The 16,666-nt window shown below is 70.6% G+C and carries 16 protein-coding genes; 13 read left to right on the plus strand and 3 right to left on the minus strand.

The window, feature by feature from the left end:
- Position 1: 1 nt before the first annotated feature.
- From PKE99_RS27875 to PKE99_RS39095, 6 genes are all read left to right on the plus strand, one after another.
- The gene (locus PKE99_RS27875) at positions 2-1,351 is read left to right on the plus strand and encodes an enoyl-CoA hydratase/isomerase family protein (RefSeq protein ID WP_037050660.1); all 1,350 of its coding nucleotides are present in this window, start codon (positions 2-4) and stop codon (positions 1,349-1,351) included.
- On the plus strand, positions 1,348-1,767 hold the full coding sequence (locus PKE99_RS27880) for a thioesterase family protein (RefSeq protein WP_051737994.1): 420 nt from the start codon (positions 1,348-1,350) through the stop codon (positions 1,765-1,767). Before PKE99_RS27875 ends, PKE99_RS27880 begins: the two co-directional genes overlap by 4 nt.
- 4 nt (positions 1,768-1,771) lie before the next feature.
- Positions 1,772-3,433 carry an AMP-binding protein gene (locus PKE99_RS27885; protein ID WP_051737993.1) on the plus strand — a complete coding sequence of 554 codons (1,662 nt, stop codon included), beginning with the start codon at positions 1,772-1,774 and terminating at the stop codon, positions 3,431-3,433.
- A 4-nt stretch (positions 3,434-3,437) separates the two neighbouring features.
- Positions 3,438-3,758, plus strand: coding sequence for a hypothetical protein (locus tag PKE99_RS27890; protein WP_037050657.1), 321 nt, complete (start codon positions 3,438-3,440; stop codon positions 3,756-3,758).
- 123 nt (positions 3,759-3,881) lie between these two features.
- Positions 3,882-5,183 carry an MFS transporter gene (locus tag PKE99_RS27895; protein ID WP_231498364.1) on the plus strand — a complete coding sequence of 434 codons (1,302 nt, stop codon included), beginning with the start codon at positions 3,882-3,884 and terminating at the stop codon, positions 5,181-5,183.
- Positions 5,184-5,428: 245 nt separating this feature from the next.
- A complete protein-coding gene (locus PKE99_RS39095; RefSeq protein ID WP_369075881.1) occupies positions 5,429-5,749 on the plus strand; it encodes an oxidoreductase C-terminal domain-containing protein in 321 nt (106 codons plus the stop codon).
- Positions 5,750-5,763: 14 nt separating this feature from the next.
- On the opposite strand, the gene PKE99_RS27900 is transcribed toward PKE99_RS39095, so the two are convergent.
- Complete coding sequence (locus PKE99_RS27900; RefSeq protein WP_081924563.1) at positions 5,764-7,077, minus strand: acyl-CoA dehydrogenase family protein; 1,314 nt, start codon at positions 7,075-7,077, stop codon at positions 5,764-5,766.
- On the opposite strand from PKE99_RS27900, the gene PKE99_RS27905 reads away from it, so the two are divergent.
- From PKE99_RS27905 to PKE99_RS27915, 3 genes are all read left to right on the plus strand, one after another.
- Complete coding sequence (locus tag PKE99_RS27905) at positions 7,053-8,063, plus strand: transposase (RefSeq protein WP_231498363.1); 1,011 nt, start codon at positions 7,053-7,055, stop codon at positions 8,061-8,063. The genes PKE99_RS27900 and PKE99_RS27905 overlap by 25 nt on opposite strands.
- Positions 8,041-8,949 carry a hypothetical protein gene (locus PKE99_RS27910; RefSeq protein ID WP_231498362.1) on the plus strand — a complete coding sequence of 303 codons (909 nt, stop codon included), beginning with the start codon at positions 8,041-8,043 and terminating at the stop codon, positions 8,947-8,949. The genes PKE99_RS27905 and PKE99_RS27910 overlap by 23 nt, the downstream gene beginning before the upstream one ends.
- A gap of 211 nt (positions 8,950-9,160) precedes the next feature.
- The gene (locus PKE99_RS27915; RefSeq protein ID WP_197040801.1) at positions 9,161-10,588 is read left to right on the plus strand and encodes an MFS transporter; all 1,428 of its coding nucleotides are present in this window, start codon (positions 9,161-9,163) and stop codon (positions 10,586-10,588) included.
- Between the two features lie 199 nt (positions 10,589-10,787).
- Here the strand turns inward: PKE99_RS27915 and PKE99_RS27920 are convergent, their stop codons facing one another.
- Complete coding sequence (locus tag PKE99_RS27920) at positions 10,788-11,621, minus strand: helix-turn-helix domain-containing protein (protein WP_037050649.1); 834 nt, start codon at positions 11,619-11,621, stop codon at positions 10,788-10,790.
- Between the two features lie 125 nt (positions 11,622-11,746).
- On the opposite strand from PKE99_RS27920, the gene PKE99_RS27925 reads away from it, so the two are divergent.
- Entirely contained in the window at positions 11,747-12,499 is a 753-nt protein-coding gene (locus tag PKE99_RS27925) for an SDR family oxidoreductase (RefSeq protein WP_037050647.1), read from the plus strand.
- Between the two features lie 26 nt (positions 12,500-12,525).
- On the opposite strand, the gene PKE99_RS27930 is transcribed toward PKE99_RS27925, so the two are convergent.
- A complete protein-coding gene (locus PKE99_RS27930) occupies positions 12,526-13,722 on the minus strand; it encodes an MFS transporter (protein ID WP_037050645.1) in 1,197 nt (398 codons plus the stop codon).
- A 339-nt stretch (positions 13,723-14,061) separates the two neighbouring features.
- Between PKE99_RS27930 and PKE99_RS27935 the strand changes: the two genes are divergently transcribed.
- From PKE99_RS27935 to PKE99_RS27945, 3 genes are read left to right on the plus strand one after another with little or no spacing between them, the layout of a single operon-like run.
- Positions 14,062-15,042 carry an HpcH/HpaI aldolase family protein gene (locus PKE99_RS27935; RefSeq protein ID WP_051737991.1) on the plus strand — a complete coding sequence of 327 codons (981 nt, stop codon included), beginning with the start codon at positions 14,062-14,064 and terminating at the stop codon, positions 15,040-15,042.
- Positions 15,039-15,896, plus strand: a complete 858-nt coding sequence (locus PKE99_RS27940; RefSeq protein WP_197040800.1) for an ABC transporter ATP-binding protein — start codon at positions 15,039-15,041, stop codon at positions 15,894-15,896. Before PKE99_RS27935 ends, PKE99_RS27940 begins: the two co-directional genes overlap by 4 nt.
- Positions 15,893-16,651 (plus strand): ABC transporter permease, encoded by a 759-nt coding sequence (locus tag PKE99_RS27945; protein WP_051737990.1) that lies wholly within the window; start codon positions 15,893-15,895, stop codon positions 16,649-16,651. Before PKE99_RS27940 ends, PKE99_RS27945 begins: the two co-directional genes overlap by 4 nt.
- Positions 16,652-16,666: the final 15 nt, after the last annotated feature.

Here is a 16,666-nt window from a genome sequence, read left to right on the forward strand (position 1 = left end):
CATGGTCGACACCTCTCACAGCCCGATCGAGCTGACCCGCGATTTCGACAAGGACGCCGCGCTCGTCTCGGAACTGTTCGCCGGCCTGGACGCCGAGCTGGCGAAGCTGCCCGCCAAGGCGGATCGCACCGAGGAGCAGGACGCGGCGGCGTCGGCGATCCTGGACCGTGGCCGCGCCGCCCGCGAGGACTTCCTCGCGGTGCACGTCGCGACCCTGTACGACACCCTGACCGAAAACCGCACCCGGCTGCTGCGGGTGGCCGAGCTGGCCTACGCCGCCGCAGGCCTGATTCCCGGCCTGGTGCCCACCCGGGAGCGGATCGCCGAGGAGCGCACGCACCCGCAGAAGCACAAGGAGGGCTGGGAGTACGACCAGGGCATCCTGATCTCCCGCGTCCTCGACAACCCGGTCGCCGGCTACCACCTCATGCACGCCATGGCGCAGCCGCTGCCGGAGGCCCTCGAGCTGCTCGACGAGCTGCGGCGCACCGACCGCGTGGACCTCGGCACCAGCCTGGTGGAGCGCAAGGGCAACGTCGGGCACCTGACCATCCAGCACCACAAGTACCTCAACGCCGAGGACGACGAGTCCACCCGGGCGATGGAGATCGCCACGGACCTCATCCTGCTCGACGACCGGATCGACGTCGGGCTGCTGCGCGGCGCGGAGGCGCAGCACCCGAAGTATCTGGGCCGCCGGGTATTCGACGCGGGCGTCAACCTCACCCGGCTCTACCACGGCGAGGTCTCGCTCATCGAGTTCTTCATCGAGCGGGAGCTGGGCCTGATCAACAAGTGGTTCCGCGGGCACTCGATCGGCAACGGCGAGGTGTCGGTCGTGGAGCGCCGCCACGAGAAGCCGTGGATCGCGGCGGTGGACTCCTTCGCCATCGGCGGCGGCTGCCAGTACCTGCTGGTCATGGACCGGGTCATCGCCCGCTCCGGCGCCTACGTCAACCTGCCGGCCCGCCGCGAGGGCTTCCTGCCCGGCTGCGGCAACATGCGCCTGCCGCGCTTCGTCGGCGAGAAGGTGGCCCGCCAGGGCATCTTCTTCAACCGCGACATCTACGTCGACTCGCCCGAGGGCCGCCAGATCGTCGACGACCTGGTCGTCGACGAGGCGGGCATGCAGGCGGCCATCGCCAATGCCGTGGACGCGCTGACCGCCACCGGTACGGTGGGCATCAACGCCAACCGCACCCAGGTCCGCGTCGGCGCCGAGCCGCTGGAGACCTTCCGCGCCTACATGGCGAACCTGTCCATCGGCCAGGCCAAGTGCATGTACTCGCCGGCGATCATCCGTAATCTCGAGCTGGCCTGGGACCCTAAGCGCCGCGGTGGTGTGAAGTGAGCGCCCCGAACACCACCGTGCCCGCCGCCCTCAAGCCCGGCACGATCGAACACCGAGTCGACGCCGGGGACTGCGTGCACCGCGGCGGGTACGACGTCCTCGCGACCCCATCGGTCGTACGGCTCCTCGAGGAGGCCGCGATGATCGCGATCGAGCCGCTGCTGGCGTCGGGTCAGAGCTCGGTCGGATCCACCGTCGACATCGTCCATGTTCGCCCGACACTGCGCGGCCAACTGGTCACGGCCACAGCGACCGTGGTCGAGGTCGACCGGCGCCGAGTCGCGACGAGAATTGAGGTGTTCGACGACGTCGAGCGCATCGCGCACGGCCGCCACGAGCGGTTCGTGGTGGACGAGGACGACTTCGGGGCCCGCCTGGCGCAGAAGGCCGGGCACGCAACCGCAGCCGGGGAGTGAGCCGGTGAACCTCCCCTCCTACGCCTGCGGCCGGGCGGACCTGCCACTGCTCGGCGAGACCATCGGTGAGAACCTGCGGCGGATCGTCGAGCGCTGCGGCGAGCGCACGGCGCTCGTCGACGTGACACTCGGCGTCCGCGCGACCTACGCCGAGCTGTGGGAACGCGCCGGGCGGATCGCGGGCGCGCTGCTGGCCCGGGGCGTCGCCAACGGCGACCGAGTCGGCGTGTGGGCGGCGAACCGGTACGAGTGGATCGTCCTGCAGTTCGCCACGGCGCGGATCGGCGCGGTGCTCGTCGCGCTCAACCCGACCTACGAGAGCGCGGAGCTCGCCTACACCCTGCGGCACTCGGGGACCTCGGTGTTGTTCCACTCCGCGTGGTACCGCAAGACCGACTGCGCCGCGGTCGTCGCCGAGATCGCGGGGGAGTGCCCGCAGCTGCGCGAGGCCGTTGTGTTCGAAGACGGCTGGGCGCAGTTCGAGGCCGGAGACCCCGGTCCGGTCGCCGAGGCCGAGCGCCGAGTCCACATCGACGACCCGGTGGCGATCCAGTACACCTCCGGCACCACGGGCCGCCCGAAGGGCGCCACCCTGACCCACCACAACCTGCTCAACAACGGCTACCTCATCGGCGCACAGGCCGGCTTCACCGAGCAGGACCGCATCTGCGTGCCGGTACCGCTGTTCCACTGCTTCGGGATGGTGCTCGGCACCCTCGGGGCCAGCACGCACGGGGCCACGCTCGTCCTCCCAGGAGGCGCTTTCGACGCGCTCTGCACCCTGGAGGCCGTCGCGAGCGAGCGGTGCACAGCCGTCTACGGAGTGCCGACGATGTACCTGGCGATGCTCGAGCACCCCGAACTGCAGCGCATCGACCTGAGCTCGCTGCGAGCCGGACTGATCGGCGGGGCGCCGTGCCCCCCGGACCTGCTCGAGTCGATCCGCACGCGCCTACACGTCCCGGACCTGTCCACGGTGTGCGGCATGACGGAGACCTCCCCGATCTCCACCCAGACGTTGCCCTCGGACCCTCCCGAAATCCGAGACCACACAGTCGGCAGGCCGACCCCACACGTCGAGGTCAAGATCGCCGACCCAGCGACGGGTCAGATCGTGCCCATCGGAACGCCCGGCGAGCAGTGCACCCGAGGCTACAGCGTCATGCGCGGCTACTGGGAGAACGCCGAGGCGACCGCCGAGGCCATCAGCTCCACGGGATGGATGCGCACCGGTGACCTGGCTGTGATGGACGAGCAGGGCACGGTCCGGATCGTCGGCCGCATCAAGGACGTGATCATCCGCGGGGGCGAAAACATCTACCCCCGAGAGGTCGAGGAGCTCCTGCGCAGCCACCCGAACGTCGGCGACGCCCACGTGATCGGGGTCCCGCACGAGCGCTACGGAGAGCAGGTGATGGCCTGGGTACGACCGAAGGACGGAACACAGCTCGACGCCACCGAGCTGACCTCGTTCTGCCGAGGGCGGATCAGCCGCTCCAAGATCCCGGCGCTATGGCGCTTCACGGACACCTTCCCCACCACCGCAAGCGGGAAGATCCAGAAGTTCCGCATGCGGCAGATCATCATCGAAGAGCTGACCGGCAGTGCCGGCCCGGAGGACGAGAACCGGCCGGAGATCGGCTTACCCGCGCCGGTGAAGGCCTGACGGCATGATCGAGACTGACAAGCCCTCGGCCAGGATGACCGTCACGAGTGTGATGCTCGACGACGACGGCATCGTGTTGAGCGGATATCTCTTGGTCCTCACCAACACGGCGACCATGGCGGTGCTGGCCCCAGGCGCGTCCAGCACCTCCCGGTATGTCATCGACGTTCTGGGGCCCCTACCCGGAGCCGGCGCCGTCCTGCTGGCTGAGTCCACCCTGACCGCCGACACAGATCACCAGGTCGTCTGCGACACAGTGATCCGCCACGAGAGTGCGGGCCTCCCGGTCGTCGCCGTAGTGCGGCACTACACCGACGTCGACTAGTCCGACCCCGCCGATCCGGGGCACGACGCCGCCGGGAACCCGCAGTCGGCTCCACCCACAGTCCAGCTCGACCCTCCTCGAAAGGGAACCATGACCTCGACAAGCGCAGCGCAGCGCAATCCCATGGCCCGTGTCGCGTTCGCGAGCATGACCGGCACGGTGATCGAGTTCTATGACTTCTTCGTCTACGGTACGGCCGCCGCGCTCGTGTTCAACAAGGTGTTCTTCCCGGAGCTCGGGGCCGCTCAGGGCACCCTTCTCGCGCTCGCGACGTTCGGTGTCGCGTTCGTGGCCCGACCGTTCGGCTCCATCGTGTTCGGGCACTACGGCGACCGGATCGGCCGCAAGCGCACCCTGGTCACGACCCTGCTCATGATGGGTCTGTCCACGGTCGCAATCGGGATCCTCCCCTCCACGGGCACGATCGGCGTCCTCGCGCCCATTCTGCTGGTCGCCCTGCGCATCGTGCAGGGTCTCGCCGTGGGCGGTGAGTGGGCCGGTGCGACGCTGCTCGCCGCCGAGAACGCCCCGAAGGCCAAGCGCGGCAAATACGCGCTCTACCCCCAGCTGGGTCCGTCAGTCGCGTTCGCACTGTCCAGTGCGACCTTCCTGGTCACCGCCCTCACAATGTCCAACGAGGCGTTCCTCGGCTGGGGCTGGCGGCTGCCCTTCATCGGCAGCATCCTGCTCGTCGGTCTGGGGCTGTTCGTCCGCCTGAAGATCGAGGAGACCGAGTCGTTCAGGGCGGCCAAGAACTCCGGCTCGATCGCCAAGCTGCCCGTGCTCGACGTGATCACCCGCCAGCCGCGCGAGATCCTCCTCGCCTCGTTCATGACGACCACGGTGTTCGGCTTCTTCTACATCGGAGTCACCTACCTGACCACCTACGGCACTTCCGTTTTGAAGCACCCGCGCACCACGGTCCTCGCCCTGGGCATCCTTGGCGGACTCGCCTTTGCGGCGACAACAATCGTCGGCGCGATCTGGTCGGACCGGGCAGGGCGCAAGAAGCTCGTGCTGTGGGGCAACCTGGCCTCGATCGTCGTCGGCGTCATCGCGTTCCCGGTGCTGGACATCGGCACGGCATGGGCCTTCGGCCTGGGCCTGTGCCTCGTCCTCGGCGTGGTGGGCTTCGCCTACGGCCCGGTCGGCGCGATGCTGCCCGAGCTGTTCAGCGCGCAGTACCGCTACACCGGTGCGGGCCTGTCGTACAACCTCGCCGGCGTGCTCGGCGGCGCGATCACGCCGCTGGTCGCTGGACTGCTCGTCGACGCATTCGGCAGCATCGCGCTCGGGTTCTACCTCGCGTTCCTGGCGCTGATCAGCACGCTGTGCACACTCGGGCTGGGCGACACCCGGAACGTCGAAATGGCCACGGTAGAGCCCCCAGCGGCCACCGGGGACCTGCACGGCGCGCCGCGGTGACCCTCCGCCCGCTCCCGATCACACGCCGAGCCGCGCGAGCCCGACCGCTCACGGTCAGTACGTCAGCTCGATGTGCTTTGTTTGACGAGTACCCGTTGAGGCCTTCGGCGCCGCCTACGCGTCCGGCGCTCCCGGTTACCCGGCGAGTGGTTGTCCGCCGCGACTTGGCTCGATACGCCGTCGAGTTGTTGTCTGAATCCGCTCCGGGTGCGACGGTCCGCGGCATCCCCGAGGGCCTGGAGATCATGCGGGGCCCCTGTGGTACTGGCTCCAGCGGACCGGCGCCGACCCCACGATCGCCGCGGACGGCACCCCTGCCCGTAGTCCGCTCACACCTCGCATACCGGGGTGAGAGCAGGCGGTCGTCGGGCCAGGGCGTGCAGAGACACTCGAGGATCGACGCCTCGTTCTGTTTCGAGGAGGGGGACCTCGTCGGCGGCGACTCGGTAGACCGCCCGTGCGAGCACATGGCCGTGCGCCGGTTGCTCGCCGCGGGCCGGAACCTGCCTCACGACCGGGCCGCGGCCCCCTCCGTCGACCTGTGCCACCCCGCCGTTGCCGGCTGATCGGCGGAGCGCGCTCATGCCCCGTACAGCTCCCGCGCCCGCGCGGTCTCCTTGTGCCGCAGGTAGTCCGGAAACATCTCCTTCGCGGGTTCGACGGCCTTGAGCACCTCGCGGGCGACGACGACCTTGTGCACCTCGGTGGGGCCGTCGGCGAGCCCGATGTGGAAGGAGTTGATGACCCACTCGGCGAAGGGCATCTCGTGGCTGATGCCCAGCGAGCCGTGGATCTGCAGGGCGCGGGAGGCGATGTCGTGGAGGACGCCGGGCATGGTGGCCTTGACAGCGGAGACGTTCTTGCGGATTGCCTTCCAGTCGTTGCCCTGGTCGGCGAGCCAGGCGGTCTCGAGGATGAGCAGCCGGAACTGGCGCAGCTGGACCCAGCTGTCGGCGATCTTCTCCTGGACCATCTGCTTGGCGGCGAGCTGTTCGCCCTTGGTGGTGCGGGAGACGGCGCGTTCGCACATCATCTCGAAGGCGCGGGTGGCCTGGGCGAGGGTGCGCATCGCGTGGTGCATGCGGCCGCCGCCGAGCCGGGTCTGGGCCACGACGAAGCCGTCACCGGGTTCGCCGAGCATGTTCTCGGCGGGCACCCGGACGTCGGTCAGGCGCAGGTGGGCGTGGGTGTCCTCGGGCTCGCCGTAGAAGCCGTACATGCGAAGGATCTCGATGCCAGGGGTGTCCGCGGGGACGATGAAGATCGACATCCGACGGTACGGGTTCTCCGCCTCGGCGTCGGTCTGCACCATCATGAGGTAAAACGCGGCGGTGGCGGCCTCGGAGGCGAACCACTTCTCGCCGTTGATCACCCAGTCGTCGCCGTCGCGCACGGCGGTGGAGCGGATCTGCAGGGGATCGGCGCCGCCCTGTGGCTCGGTCATCGCGAAGCAGGAGACGACGTCGTTGGCCAGCAGCGGCTCCAACCACAGCTTCTTCTGCTCCGGGGTGCCGTAGTGGGCGAGGATCTCGGAGTTGCCGGTGTCCGGGGCCTGGGCGCCGAAGACGATGGGCCCGAAGCGGGACATACCGAACTTCTCGTTCATCAGGGCCAGCTTGAGTTGCCCGTACCCGCGTCCGCCGAGCTCCGGGCCGAGATGGCAGGCCCAGAGCCCGCGGTCCTTGACCTCCTGCTGGAGCGGCCGGACGAGCCGGACGAACTCGGGATCGTGGATGTTCCATTGGCTGCCGAGCAGGTGGTCCAGCGGCTGGACGCGCTCGCGCACGAACGCGTCGATCCAGTCGAGCTCCTTCTGGAACTCAGCTTGATCTTTAACCTGCTGGCTTCTGGTCAGGGTCGTTTTGACTGGTGGTGCGGCGTGTCTTCGGGACATGGAACGGCCACCGCTTAATCCTCTTCGGGTTCCTCTCACAGAGCTCGAAGACGAAGGCGGTGGCCGTGGTGCTCAGTGTGGCCCATGTCCGGTCCGAGGGGTGGGTCGACACCCCGTCCCGGCGGGGGGATCTCGGCTGGTTCCGGCACGAGTTCTACCGCTCGTGCACGGCGCGAGCGGACGCGTTGTTCGAGCTGACCGATGCCGTGCTGTGCGCCGACGGTCCGGTCCGCTCGCTGGTGGAGTTGACCCTGGTGGCCGAGCACCGTCGCGGGCACGGCGCGATGTATGACGCGCTGGCCCAGGGCGGGATCGAGTCGCAGCGGCTGCGACGGGTACTGGCCGGGCTACCCGTCCCGCGGGCGCGTGACGGGCGGATTGTGCTGGCGGTTGATGTGTCGCCGTGGCTGCGTTCGGACGCCCCGACCAGCGCGGACCGGTCGTTCTGCCACGTCTATGGCCGCGGCAGAGGCAATGCGCAGATGGTCCCGGGCTGGCCGTACTCGTTCGTCGCCGCCCTCGAACCCGGCCGCAGCTCGTGGACCGCGCTACTCGACGCCGTCCGGATCGGCCCGGGACAGGACGCCACCGCGGTGACCGCCGCCCAGTTGCGTGAGGTCGTCGACCGGCTCGAGCAGGCGGGTCAGTGGCGGCCCTGGGACCCGCCGATCCTGATCGTGGCCGACGCCGGCTACGACATCACCCGCCTCGCCTACGTGCTGGCGGATCTGCCGGTCGAGCTGCTCGGCCGGATCCGCTCCGATCGGGTCCTACGCGGCCCGCACCCACTGCGGGCTGCCCGCGCCACCGGGCGCCCGCCGCGGCACGGCCCGGACTTCGCCCTGGCCGACCCCCGACACCTGGTGGACACCGGCGCAGCTCACCGCCACCGACACCAGCCGCTACGGCCGGGCGGTCGCCACCGCCTGGGATGGGCTCTACCCGCGGCTGACTCACCGCGGCGTGTGGGCCGAGCACCCCGGTGAGTTGCCGGTCGTCGCCGGCACCTTGATCTGTCTGCAGGTGCAGCGTCTTCCTGGTGATCACGCCCCAAAACCGGTGTGGCTGTGGTCCTCGGCCACCGGCGCCACGGCAGCGGATGTGGACCGGTGGCAGGGGTTCCTGCGCCGCTTCGACCTCGAGCACACCTTCCGGCTGTTCAAGCAGACCCTGGGCTGGACCGCGCCGAAGATCCGCACCCCGGCCGCGGCGGACCGCTGGACCTGGCTGATCATCAGCGCCTACACCCAGCTGCGTCTGGCCCGGCCCCTCGCGGTCGACCTGCGGCGTCCCTGGGAGAAACCCGTCGACCCGGGCCGGCTGACCCCCGCGCGGATCCGACGCGGGTTTCGCCACCTCCGCGCAACGACCACGCGTCCCGCCAGGGCACCGAAACAGGGCCGACCAGGCCCCGGACGCCCGCCCGGCTCCCGTAACCGAGCACGCGACCACCCGCCACGACGTCGGCAAACACCCCGCCAGCGCTACAGGCCCGACGGCAGCAGGTTAAAGATCAAGCTTAGCGGATGTCGCCGTCTACGCAGTGCCGCTACCGTCCTGCTCACCACGATGAGTCGCGCGGCCGCTGCCGTGATGTCGCAGGGTGCGTCGCTCGATACTGCAGGCACCGAACTCGTCGTCTCACCGCTGATGAACGAGGCTCGGGGCGAGGCGGAGTCGTGTGGTTGGGTCGTTCAGCGGGATCGAGACCACCTCACGGTGCAGGCCGAGATCCGGTCGAACGCGGGGCACCGGCTGGCAGGCGGAAGCTGTCGGTATGTGCTGGCCCTGCGCCGACCAGCCGGCGGAACCCGGCGGCGACCACGCGGTGCACCGCGCCGACCGAAGGCGAGGCCGCTCGAAGGTCGGTGAGCGCACCATGAGGCGCTCTCCGACTGGGGGTTTGTGCCGTTGGCGTCGTAGCGGCCCGACCGTCGGTGCTGCACCACTGCAGCCGCGTCTACTGGGCCGCACGTCGTCGCGCGCCCAGCGAGGGCAGAGCGCGACCGCAGGGTCTCGGCTCAGCCCCGCGAAGTCAAGACTTGTGCACCGGGCGGCGGCTGACGATAGTGGCCCCCGGGTGATGCTCAGTGTGCTGAGCATCCCGCGTACGCGGTCCCGTCAAGACGTGGACATCCCCTCGTCACGCCCAACGGAGAGCGACTTGACCGAGCATGCGCACAATGCCGCGGGTACCCAGGGCGATCGGCCCGTCCATCCGCGCGACCTCATCCTCGACTCGCCCATGTCGGGCGCCCAGAAGCGGGCCGTCGCGCTCGCGGCGGTGATCTCCGCGCTCGACGGGTTCGACCTGCTGTCCGTCACGTTCGTGGCCCCGGCGCTGGCGAGGGCCTTCCAGGTCGACAGCGCCGCGATCGGGATCCTGCTGTCGGCCGGCCTGGTCGGCGCCCTCCTCGGCTCGATCACCCTCGCGCCCCTGGCCGACATCGTCGGCCGCCGCCCGATCGTGCTGGCCAGCCTCACGGTCATGGTCGTGGGCATGCTTCTGTCCGCGTTGTGCGACTCGGTCTTCCTGCTGGCCATCGTGCGGGTCCTGACCGGCGTTGGCATCGGCGCGATGATGGTCGTGGTCAACCCGGCCGCGGTCGAGGTGGCGAACCGGCGCACGCGCTCGCTGGCCATCGCGATGTTGGCCGTCGGCTACCCGCTCGGCGGCGCACTCGGCGGCCTGGCTTCGGCGTTCCTGCTGCGACATGTCAGCTGGCACTCCGTGTTCCTGCTCGGCGCCGTGCTCACCCTCCTGGTCGTGCCCTTCGCTGCCAAGGCACTGCCCGAGTCGCTCGCCTTCCTGTTGGCCCGAAGGCGCGCGGACAGCCTCGGGCGCGTCAACTCCCTGCTGCGCAGGTTCGGGCACACCGCGCTCGCTGCCCTACCGCCGGTCGAGCAGCGGCGGCGAACCCCTTACCGGGAGATCGTCCGGGGCCGGCAGCTCCTGACGACCGTGCAGGTGTGCGTGATCAGCCTCCTGCTGTACATGACGATCTACTTCTTCCTGAGCTGGCAGCCAACGATGCTGGTGAGCGCGGGCTTCGACGCCTCCGCAGCCGCCTCGGTCGCGAGCGCGGGCAGCTTCCTGGGCGCCTTCGTCTGCGCGGTGTTCGGTCTGCTCTCCCGTCGGGTCGACGGGCGTCTGCTGGCGGCCGTCGGCATCTTCGGGCTCGGGATCCTCGTGATCGCGTTCGGCCTGGTGCCCTCGGTGCCCGTCCTCGTCATCCTGACGGGTGTGCTCGCCGCGAGCTCCGTCGCCGCAGGCACCCTGGGGCTCATGATCACCACGGCGGACGCATTCGCCGCGCCGATCCGGGCGACCGGCACCGGCGTGGTGCTCGGAATCGGCCGAATCGGCAGTGCCGCCGCGCCCGCGCTCGCCGGAGCGCTGTTCGCCGCCGGCGGTGGTCGGACGGAGATCGCCGTGGTGATGGGGTCCCTCGCCGTCGTCTCAGGGCTCGTGCTCCTGACGGTTCGCCGCGGCGCACGGCGAGACTCCTAGACGGCGCGGTACGCGGGGGACTGGTGAGCATTGGCCTGGAGACCTCGTCGTCGAGGTCCTCGGCGGCTTCGAGGGCGCCGGCGATGTGGACCAGCCGAGCGCGGCGTGCACCTCCGGGGCCATGAAGAGACGCCACACTGACGTCGCGATGAGCTCTCCGCCGTCACCCGCTACACGCGGATCGGCGGACGGCGACGGTTCACCCTGTGTCGACCTCGCCCGGGGCGCTGAGGGCGGCGAGGAGCCGCAGCTTCTCGGCGTCCTCAGCGCGCTCGCTCGGGTAGTAGAGCACCAGGAGGTGCTCACCCACCGGGAGCTTGTCCCGGTGCAGTCGTAGCGGCCCGACCAATGGGTGCTCCACCACCGCGGTTCCGCCTTCGAGGCGCCGCACGTCGTGGCGCGCCCAGAGGGACCGGAAGCGGGCGCTGGCGAGGGACAGCTCCCCGACGAGCTCCACGGCGCGGGCGTCCTCCACGTCGGTTCCGATGGCCTGGCGGAACCAGGCGACCGAGTCCGCGACCGCGGCCTCCCAGTCGCTGTGGAACTCGCGTTCCTCGGGATCGAGCAGAAGCGAGCGCAGCCGGTTCTCCCCGGGGCGCAGGCGTGGCGACAACGCCATGGCGAGGGGGTTCGACGCCAGCACGTCGAAGTATCGGCTCTCGACGAAGGCAGGGACGCCGACGGCGGCCAGCAGGTGGTGCAGGCGGGAGGACACGGGCTCGGTGCGCCGGCGGCGGGGTCGGCGGGGGCGCGGACTGGTGAAGCCGAGCAGGTACTCCGACTCCACCTCGTCCAGCCGGAGCACCCGGGCTAGCGCCTGCAGGACCTGCGGCGAAGGGTTCCTGTCGCGCCCGCGCTCCAGTCGCAGGTAGTAGTCGGAGCTGATCCCGGCCAGCATCGCGACCTCCTCGCGGCGCAGCCCCGGAGCCCGCCGCTTCGCCTGCACGGGCAGGCCCACTTGGTCCGGGGTGACCGCGTCTCGCCGGGCGCGGAGGTACTCGCCGAGGCTGTTCGCATCCCGATCACTGACCATCGGCTCAAGGTAGCCGCGGGCGGACGACCGATGGGGGGCCCTGCCACTCCTACGGATCGACGGGGTCTACCGACCCGATCGCGCTCCGGACGATCCTCGACATCGTCACTGAGGAGGAGACACAGATGGACATCAAGAACCGCACCGCGTTCGTCGTCGGCGGGACGTCGGGGATCGGCCTCGGGCTCGCCCGCCGCTTCGTCGAGGCGGGGGGCACGGTCGTCGTCGGCGGCCGGAGCACCGCCCGCGTCGAGGACCTGGAGACGGTCGCCGTCGACGTCACCGATGCGGAGTCGGTCGCCCGGGCCCGCGACGAGGTGCTCGCCCGCCACCCCGAGCTCGACACGGTGGTCACCATGTCCGGGGTCATGCTCGCCGAGGACCTGCGCGACCCCGCTCACATCGAGCAGGCGGAGACGACCGTCACGGTCAACCTGCTGGGCACGATCCGGGTGATCGACGCCTTCACTCCGCACCTCGTCGGCCGCGGAACAGGCACGATCATGACCGTCAGCTCGGGGATCGGGTTCCTGCCGTTCCCGCTGTGGCCGACCTACGGGGCGACCAAGGCCGGTGTGCACTCCTACACCGAGTCGCTGCGAGCCCAGCTCAAGGGCACTGGCGTCGAGGTCACGGAGCTGGTCCCGCCCGCGGTCGCCACGACCGAGGACGCCAAGCGGCTCAACCCGGCGGCGCTGGACCTGGGACCGTTCCTCGACGAGGCTCTCTCGCTCCTGTCCGCGGACCCGACCCCGCGCGAGGTCGTGGTCGAGGCCGCGCAGCGGCTGCGTTGGGCGGAGAAGAACGGCACCTACGCAGAGCTGCTCGAGGCCCGGTCGCAGGCCCTCGCGAACCTGCCGGGCCGCACCCCGGAGTAGCGGCGTCCGGAGTGCCGCGGCGTGACTCACCCGCGCTTGGGTCGTGCGCGGGTTGTCAGAAGCCCGAACCCCACCGCAGCCAGTGTCGGTACGGCCGCCGAGACGAGAGCCGCCCCGGGCAGCCCCCACAACGAGCCGACGACCCCCACCATGAGTGGGCCGAGGACGCCGCCGAGGTCCCCGCAGGTGCGGTACAGGCCGATCGCGGGCCCCCGTCGGACGTCCTGGGTGATCCGCGCGAGGTAGGCGGCGGGGATCGGGCCCCCGACCCCCGTCGCAACGCCGAACAGGAGACACAGTCCGACGAATGCCGGGGGCCCGACGGGGAGTACGAACAGGGCGATGACGACGGCCGCGCCGAGGGAGGAGCCGACGATCGTCCGCTGGTGCCCGAGGCGGTCGGTGAGCCTGCCCACCGTCAGGAGGCAGAGCACGTTGGCTACGGCGATCCCGAAGAAGACCAGCCCGAGCACCCCGACCGAAAGGCCCACCGTCTGCAGCGCGACGAGCGGGAGCAGCGCCTGCTGCACGCCGAACCGGCAGAAGAAGGCCGAGAAGCCGACGAGGCACGCCGCGACCAGACCCCCCGTCCGGCGCGGGGGCGCGGCGGCGGTCGCAGGCTCGGACGGCGCTACCGCGCCGGCGTCGACGAGGCGGCGGCGCAGCCGCGGGCTCAGCACAATCCACAGCACGAACACCGCGCACGCTGCGCCCGCCACGACGAACGGCGCGCGCAGACCGAGCAGGGACGCGGTGACCCCGCCAATCGCGGGGCCGACGGCCGCGCCGGTGAGCTGCAGGCCCTGCATGGTCGCCATCGCGCGGGTGAGCGACTCGCTGCGGACGGAGTCCGCGACCAGGGTCTGGCCGCTCGTCATCGCCACCCCGGCGGCGGCGCCGGTGAGGATGCGCAGGGCCAGGACCCCACCGAACGAGGTGGCCAGTCCGGTCATGGAGGAGAGGACGACGACGCCCGTCGCGCCGCCGACCAGGAGATGGAGCCGGTTGACCCTGGTCCCGGCGTACCCGGCCGGGATGTTGGCCACGATGCGGCCAAGCCCGAACCCGCCGACGAGCAGGCCGAGGCCGACCGGGTCGATCCCCAGCTCCTGAGCGAAGGCGGGCAGGACGGGTGTCAGGATGGACCACACGAGCTGGGTGGCGGTGACGAGACCGGCGATCGACACGACCAGCCGGTCCCGCTCGTCGACCTGCGGGATCACGGTGAGGGCTCCTCTGGCCTGGAGTTCGATGGGCGACCTGGCACCGCGGCGGGCCGTGACCCGACGGTAGGTTTCGACAGGCGTACCTGTCAATCTTGCGGTGTCGTCCTTGTAAACAGGCGGCCGATTGATTGCCAGGCGAGATTGTCGATTTCTACCGTTGCGGCGGTCGCTGACAGGGCTGTCGAACCACACGGCGACCACGAGTTCCGGATCGGCTGTCGCGCCACGAACGAGCGGCGGACCGGTCGGTCGACACCCCCCACCTCCACATGACCCGGATCCTCGGCGTGCGCTGCCGAGGGTCCGGTCGCCGACGACCGAGAACGGCACCGGGCATTGAGAACACCGATCAAGATCCTCCTGGCGCTCTGCGCGAAGACCTTGGCCGAGCGGCTCCGGGCCGGGGAACGGCTCCTCGGTTCCTTCCACGCGCTCGGCGACCCCGCCGTCGTGGAGATCGCCGTGGCGCAGGGGTTCGACCTCGTGGTGGTCGAGTACGAGCACGGCCTGCTCGACCTGGAGACCGTCGAGCGGATGATCCTCGCCGCGCGCGCCCGGGACGTCCCCACGCTGGTCCGGCTAAACGCCGCGGACGTGAACCTGCTGCCCCGCTTCCTCGACGCCGGCGCCACAGGTGCCGTCCTGGCCCACGTGACCGGCCCGGCCGACTTGGCGGCGGCGATCCGGACGGCCCACTACCCGCCCGGGGGCGAACGCGGCATCGGCTACGGCCGCTGGATCCACGCCGTCGGCCGCGGCGGGGCGATGGAGCACGTCCGCCGGGCGAACGACGAGGTTGTGCTGTTCGCGATCATCGAGCACCCGGCCGCCGTCGCCACGATCTCCGAGATCCTCGCGGTGCCCGGCCTGAGCGGGGTGCTGCCCGGGGCGGGCGACCTGGCACTGGTGCAGGGGCTGCGGCAGCCCTCCGGGCTGCACCCGGTCATCGCTGAGCAGCTCGGTCGGGTGCGGGCCGCGGCGGCGGCGGCCGGCCGGCCCGTCATGGAGCTCGTGTTCGACGAGCCGGGCGGGGTGGCGGTCGCCGCCGGACGCGGGTCGCAGGTCCTCGTCTTCGGCGTCGACGCGCTGCTCGTCATGAACACCTACCGCAGGATCGCAACCGCCGCGCGGGCCGAGCTCGCCCCGTCGGGCGCCGCGACGGGTGGCGTAGCGGCGGCCGGCACCAGGACTCCCGTCGAAAATACCGGCGTAACTCCAGCGCAACCCAAGACGGTCGACGAGCCCTCCAGGATTCCCCCTCGTCGGGCTGCGGCGCCGCCGCGGCAGGAAGGCACGACGAGCGAGGAGGAGACGTGACGCTCCCGGAGACCGTGGCGTCCGACCGGGCGACCCGGGCGGACGAGCAGGCTGGGCACCCCGTGCTCGCGGCACGCGACGTGGTGAAGTCCTACCCGGCGCGGGGCGGGGAGTCCGTGGTCCTCGACCACGTGGACCTCGACATGGCGGACGGTGACTTCCTCACGATCGTCGGCCCGTCCGGCTGCGGGAAGACGACGATGCTGCAGCTACTCGCGGGGCTCTCGCCGGTCACGTCCGGCGCCGTGCGATTCACCGGCACAGTGGTCGAGAGCCCACCGCCCGGTGTGGTGTACGTGTTCCAGCAGTTCGCGAAGTCGATCTTCCCCTGGCGCACGGTGCTCGACAACGTCGTATTCGGTCTCGAACGCGACCGCGGCATCGACCGCAGGCGGCGGACCGAGATCGGACGCGAGATGCTGGTGCGGGTCGGCCTGGAGGCCTACGAGCGCCACTACCCCAGCCAGCTCTCCGGCGGGATGCAGCAGCGGCTGGCCATCGCCCGCGCGCTCGCAACCAGCCCTCGCGTGCTGCTCATGGACGAGCCCTTCAGCGCGCTCGACGCGTTGACCAGGGCGAAGCTGCAGAAGCTGGTGCTCGACCTGTGGCGCAGCCTGGGGATCACCGTGGTGTTCGTGACCCACGACATCGAGGAGGCCCTGCTGCTGTCCACGCGTGTGGTCGCCCTGCGAAAGTCGCCGGCCACGGTGGACATCGACCTGCGCGTCGACTTCGCACATCCCCGCAACCCCGTGACCCTCGGCGAGGACCCGCGCTTTCTGGCGATGCGCCGGCAGCTGCTCGACAGCATCTACCGCCAGGAGGGCCTGAGCTACGAGGACGGCGCCCGGTGATCCGGCAGCTGAGCCTGCGGGCCACCGGCATCGGGCTGATCGTGCTTCTGGTGGTCGCCTGGGAGCTCGCCGTTCGGCTCCAGCTCGTGGACTCGCCGAGCATCCCGAGCTTCTCGGCGTCGGTCGCGGCCCTGGTCGGGGGGATCACCGACGGCACACTGCCGGTGGCGATGGGGGAAACGCTCTCCCGGGTGCTGGTCGGCTACGCCGTCGCGGTCGTCGCGGCCGTGGTCGTCGGGGCGCTGATGGGCACGAGCCGGTTCGTCTACTACCTGCTTGAGCCGGTCACGGAGCTGCTGCGGCCGATTCCGTCGGCCGCCTACATCCCGGTCGCCATCCTGCTGTTGGGGGTGGGCAGCGAGATGAAGATCGCCGTGATCGCCCTGACCAGCTTCTTCCCCGTGGTGCTGAGCACCTGCGGTGGGGTGCGCTCGGTGGACCCGATCCTCGTCGACACCGGGCGCACGCTGGGCTACGGGCCGCTCGGGCGGCTGCGGCGCATCGTGCTGCCCAGCGCCCTGCCGGAGACCCTCACCGGGATGCGGGTCGCGCTCGGCATCGCCCTGATCGTCGGCATCGTGTCCGAGATGTTGGCGGGTGACACCGGAATCGGCTACCTGATCCTGGAGAGCCAGCGGATCTTCCAGGTCCCGCTGATGTTCGCGGGCATCATCACGCTCGCCCTCGTGGGCTATCTGCTCAACCTCGCCTTCGGCCGCGTCGAGAGCCACCTCCTGCGGTGGCGGACCGCGTGACACACGAGAACAAGG

Origin of the sequence: Pseudonocardia halophobica (assembly GCF_027922425.1) — a bacterium.
Classification (GTDB): Bacteria; Actinomycetota; Actinomycetes; order Mycobacteriales; family Pseudonocardiaceae; genus Pseudonocardia; species Pseudonocardia halophobica.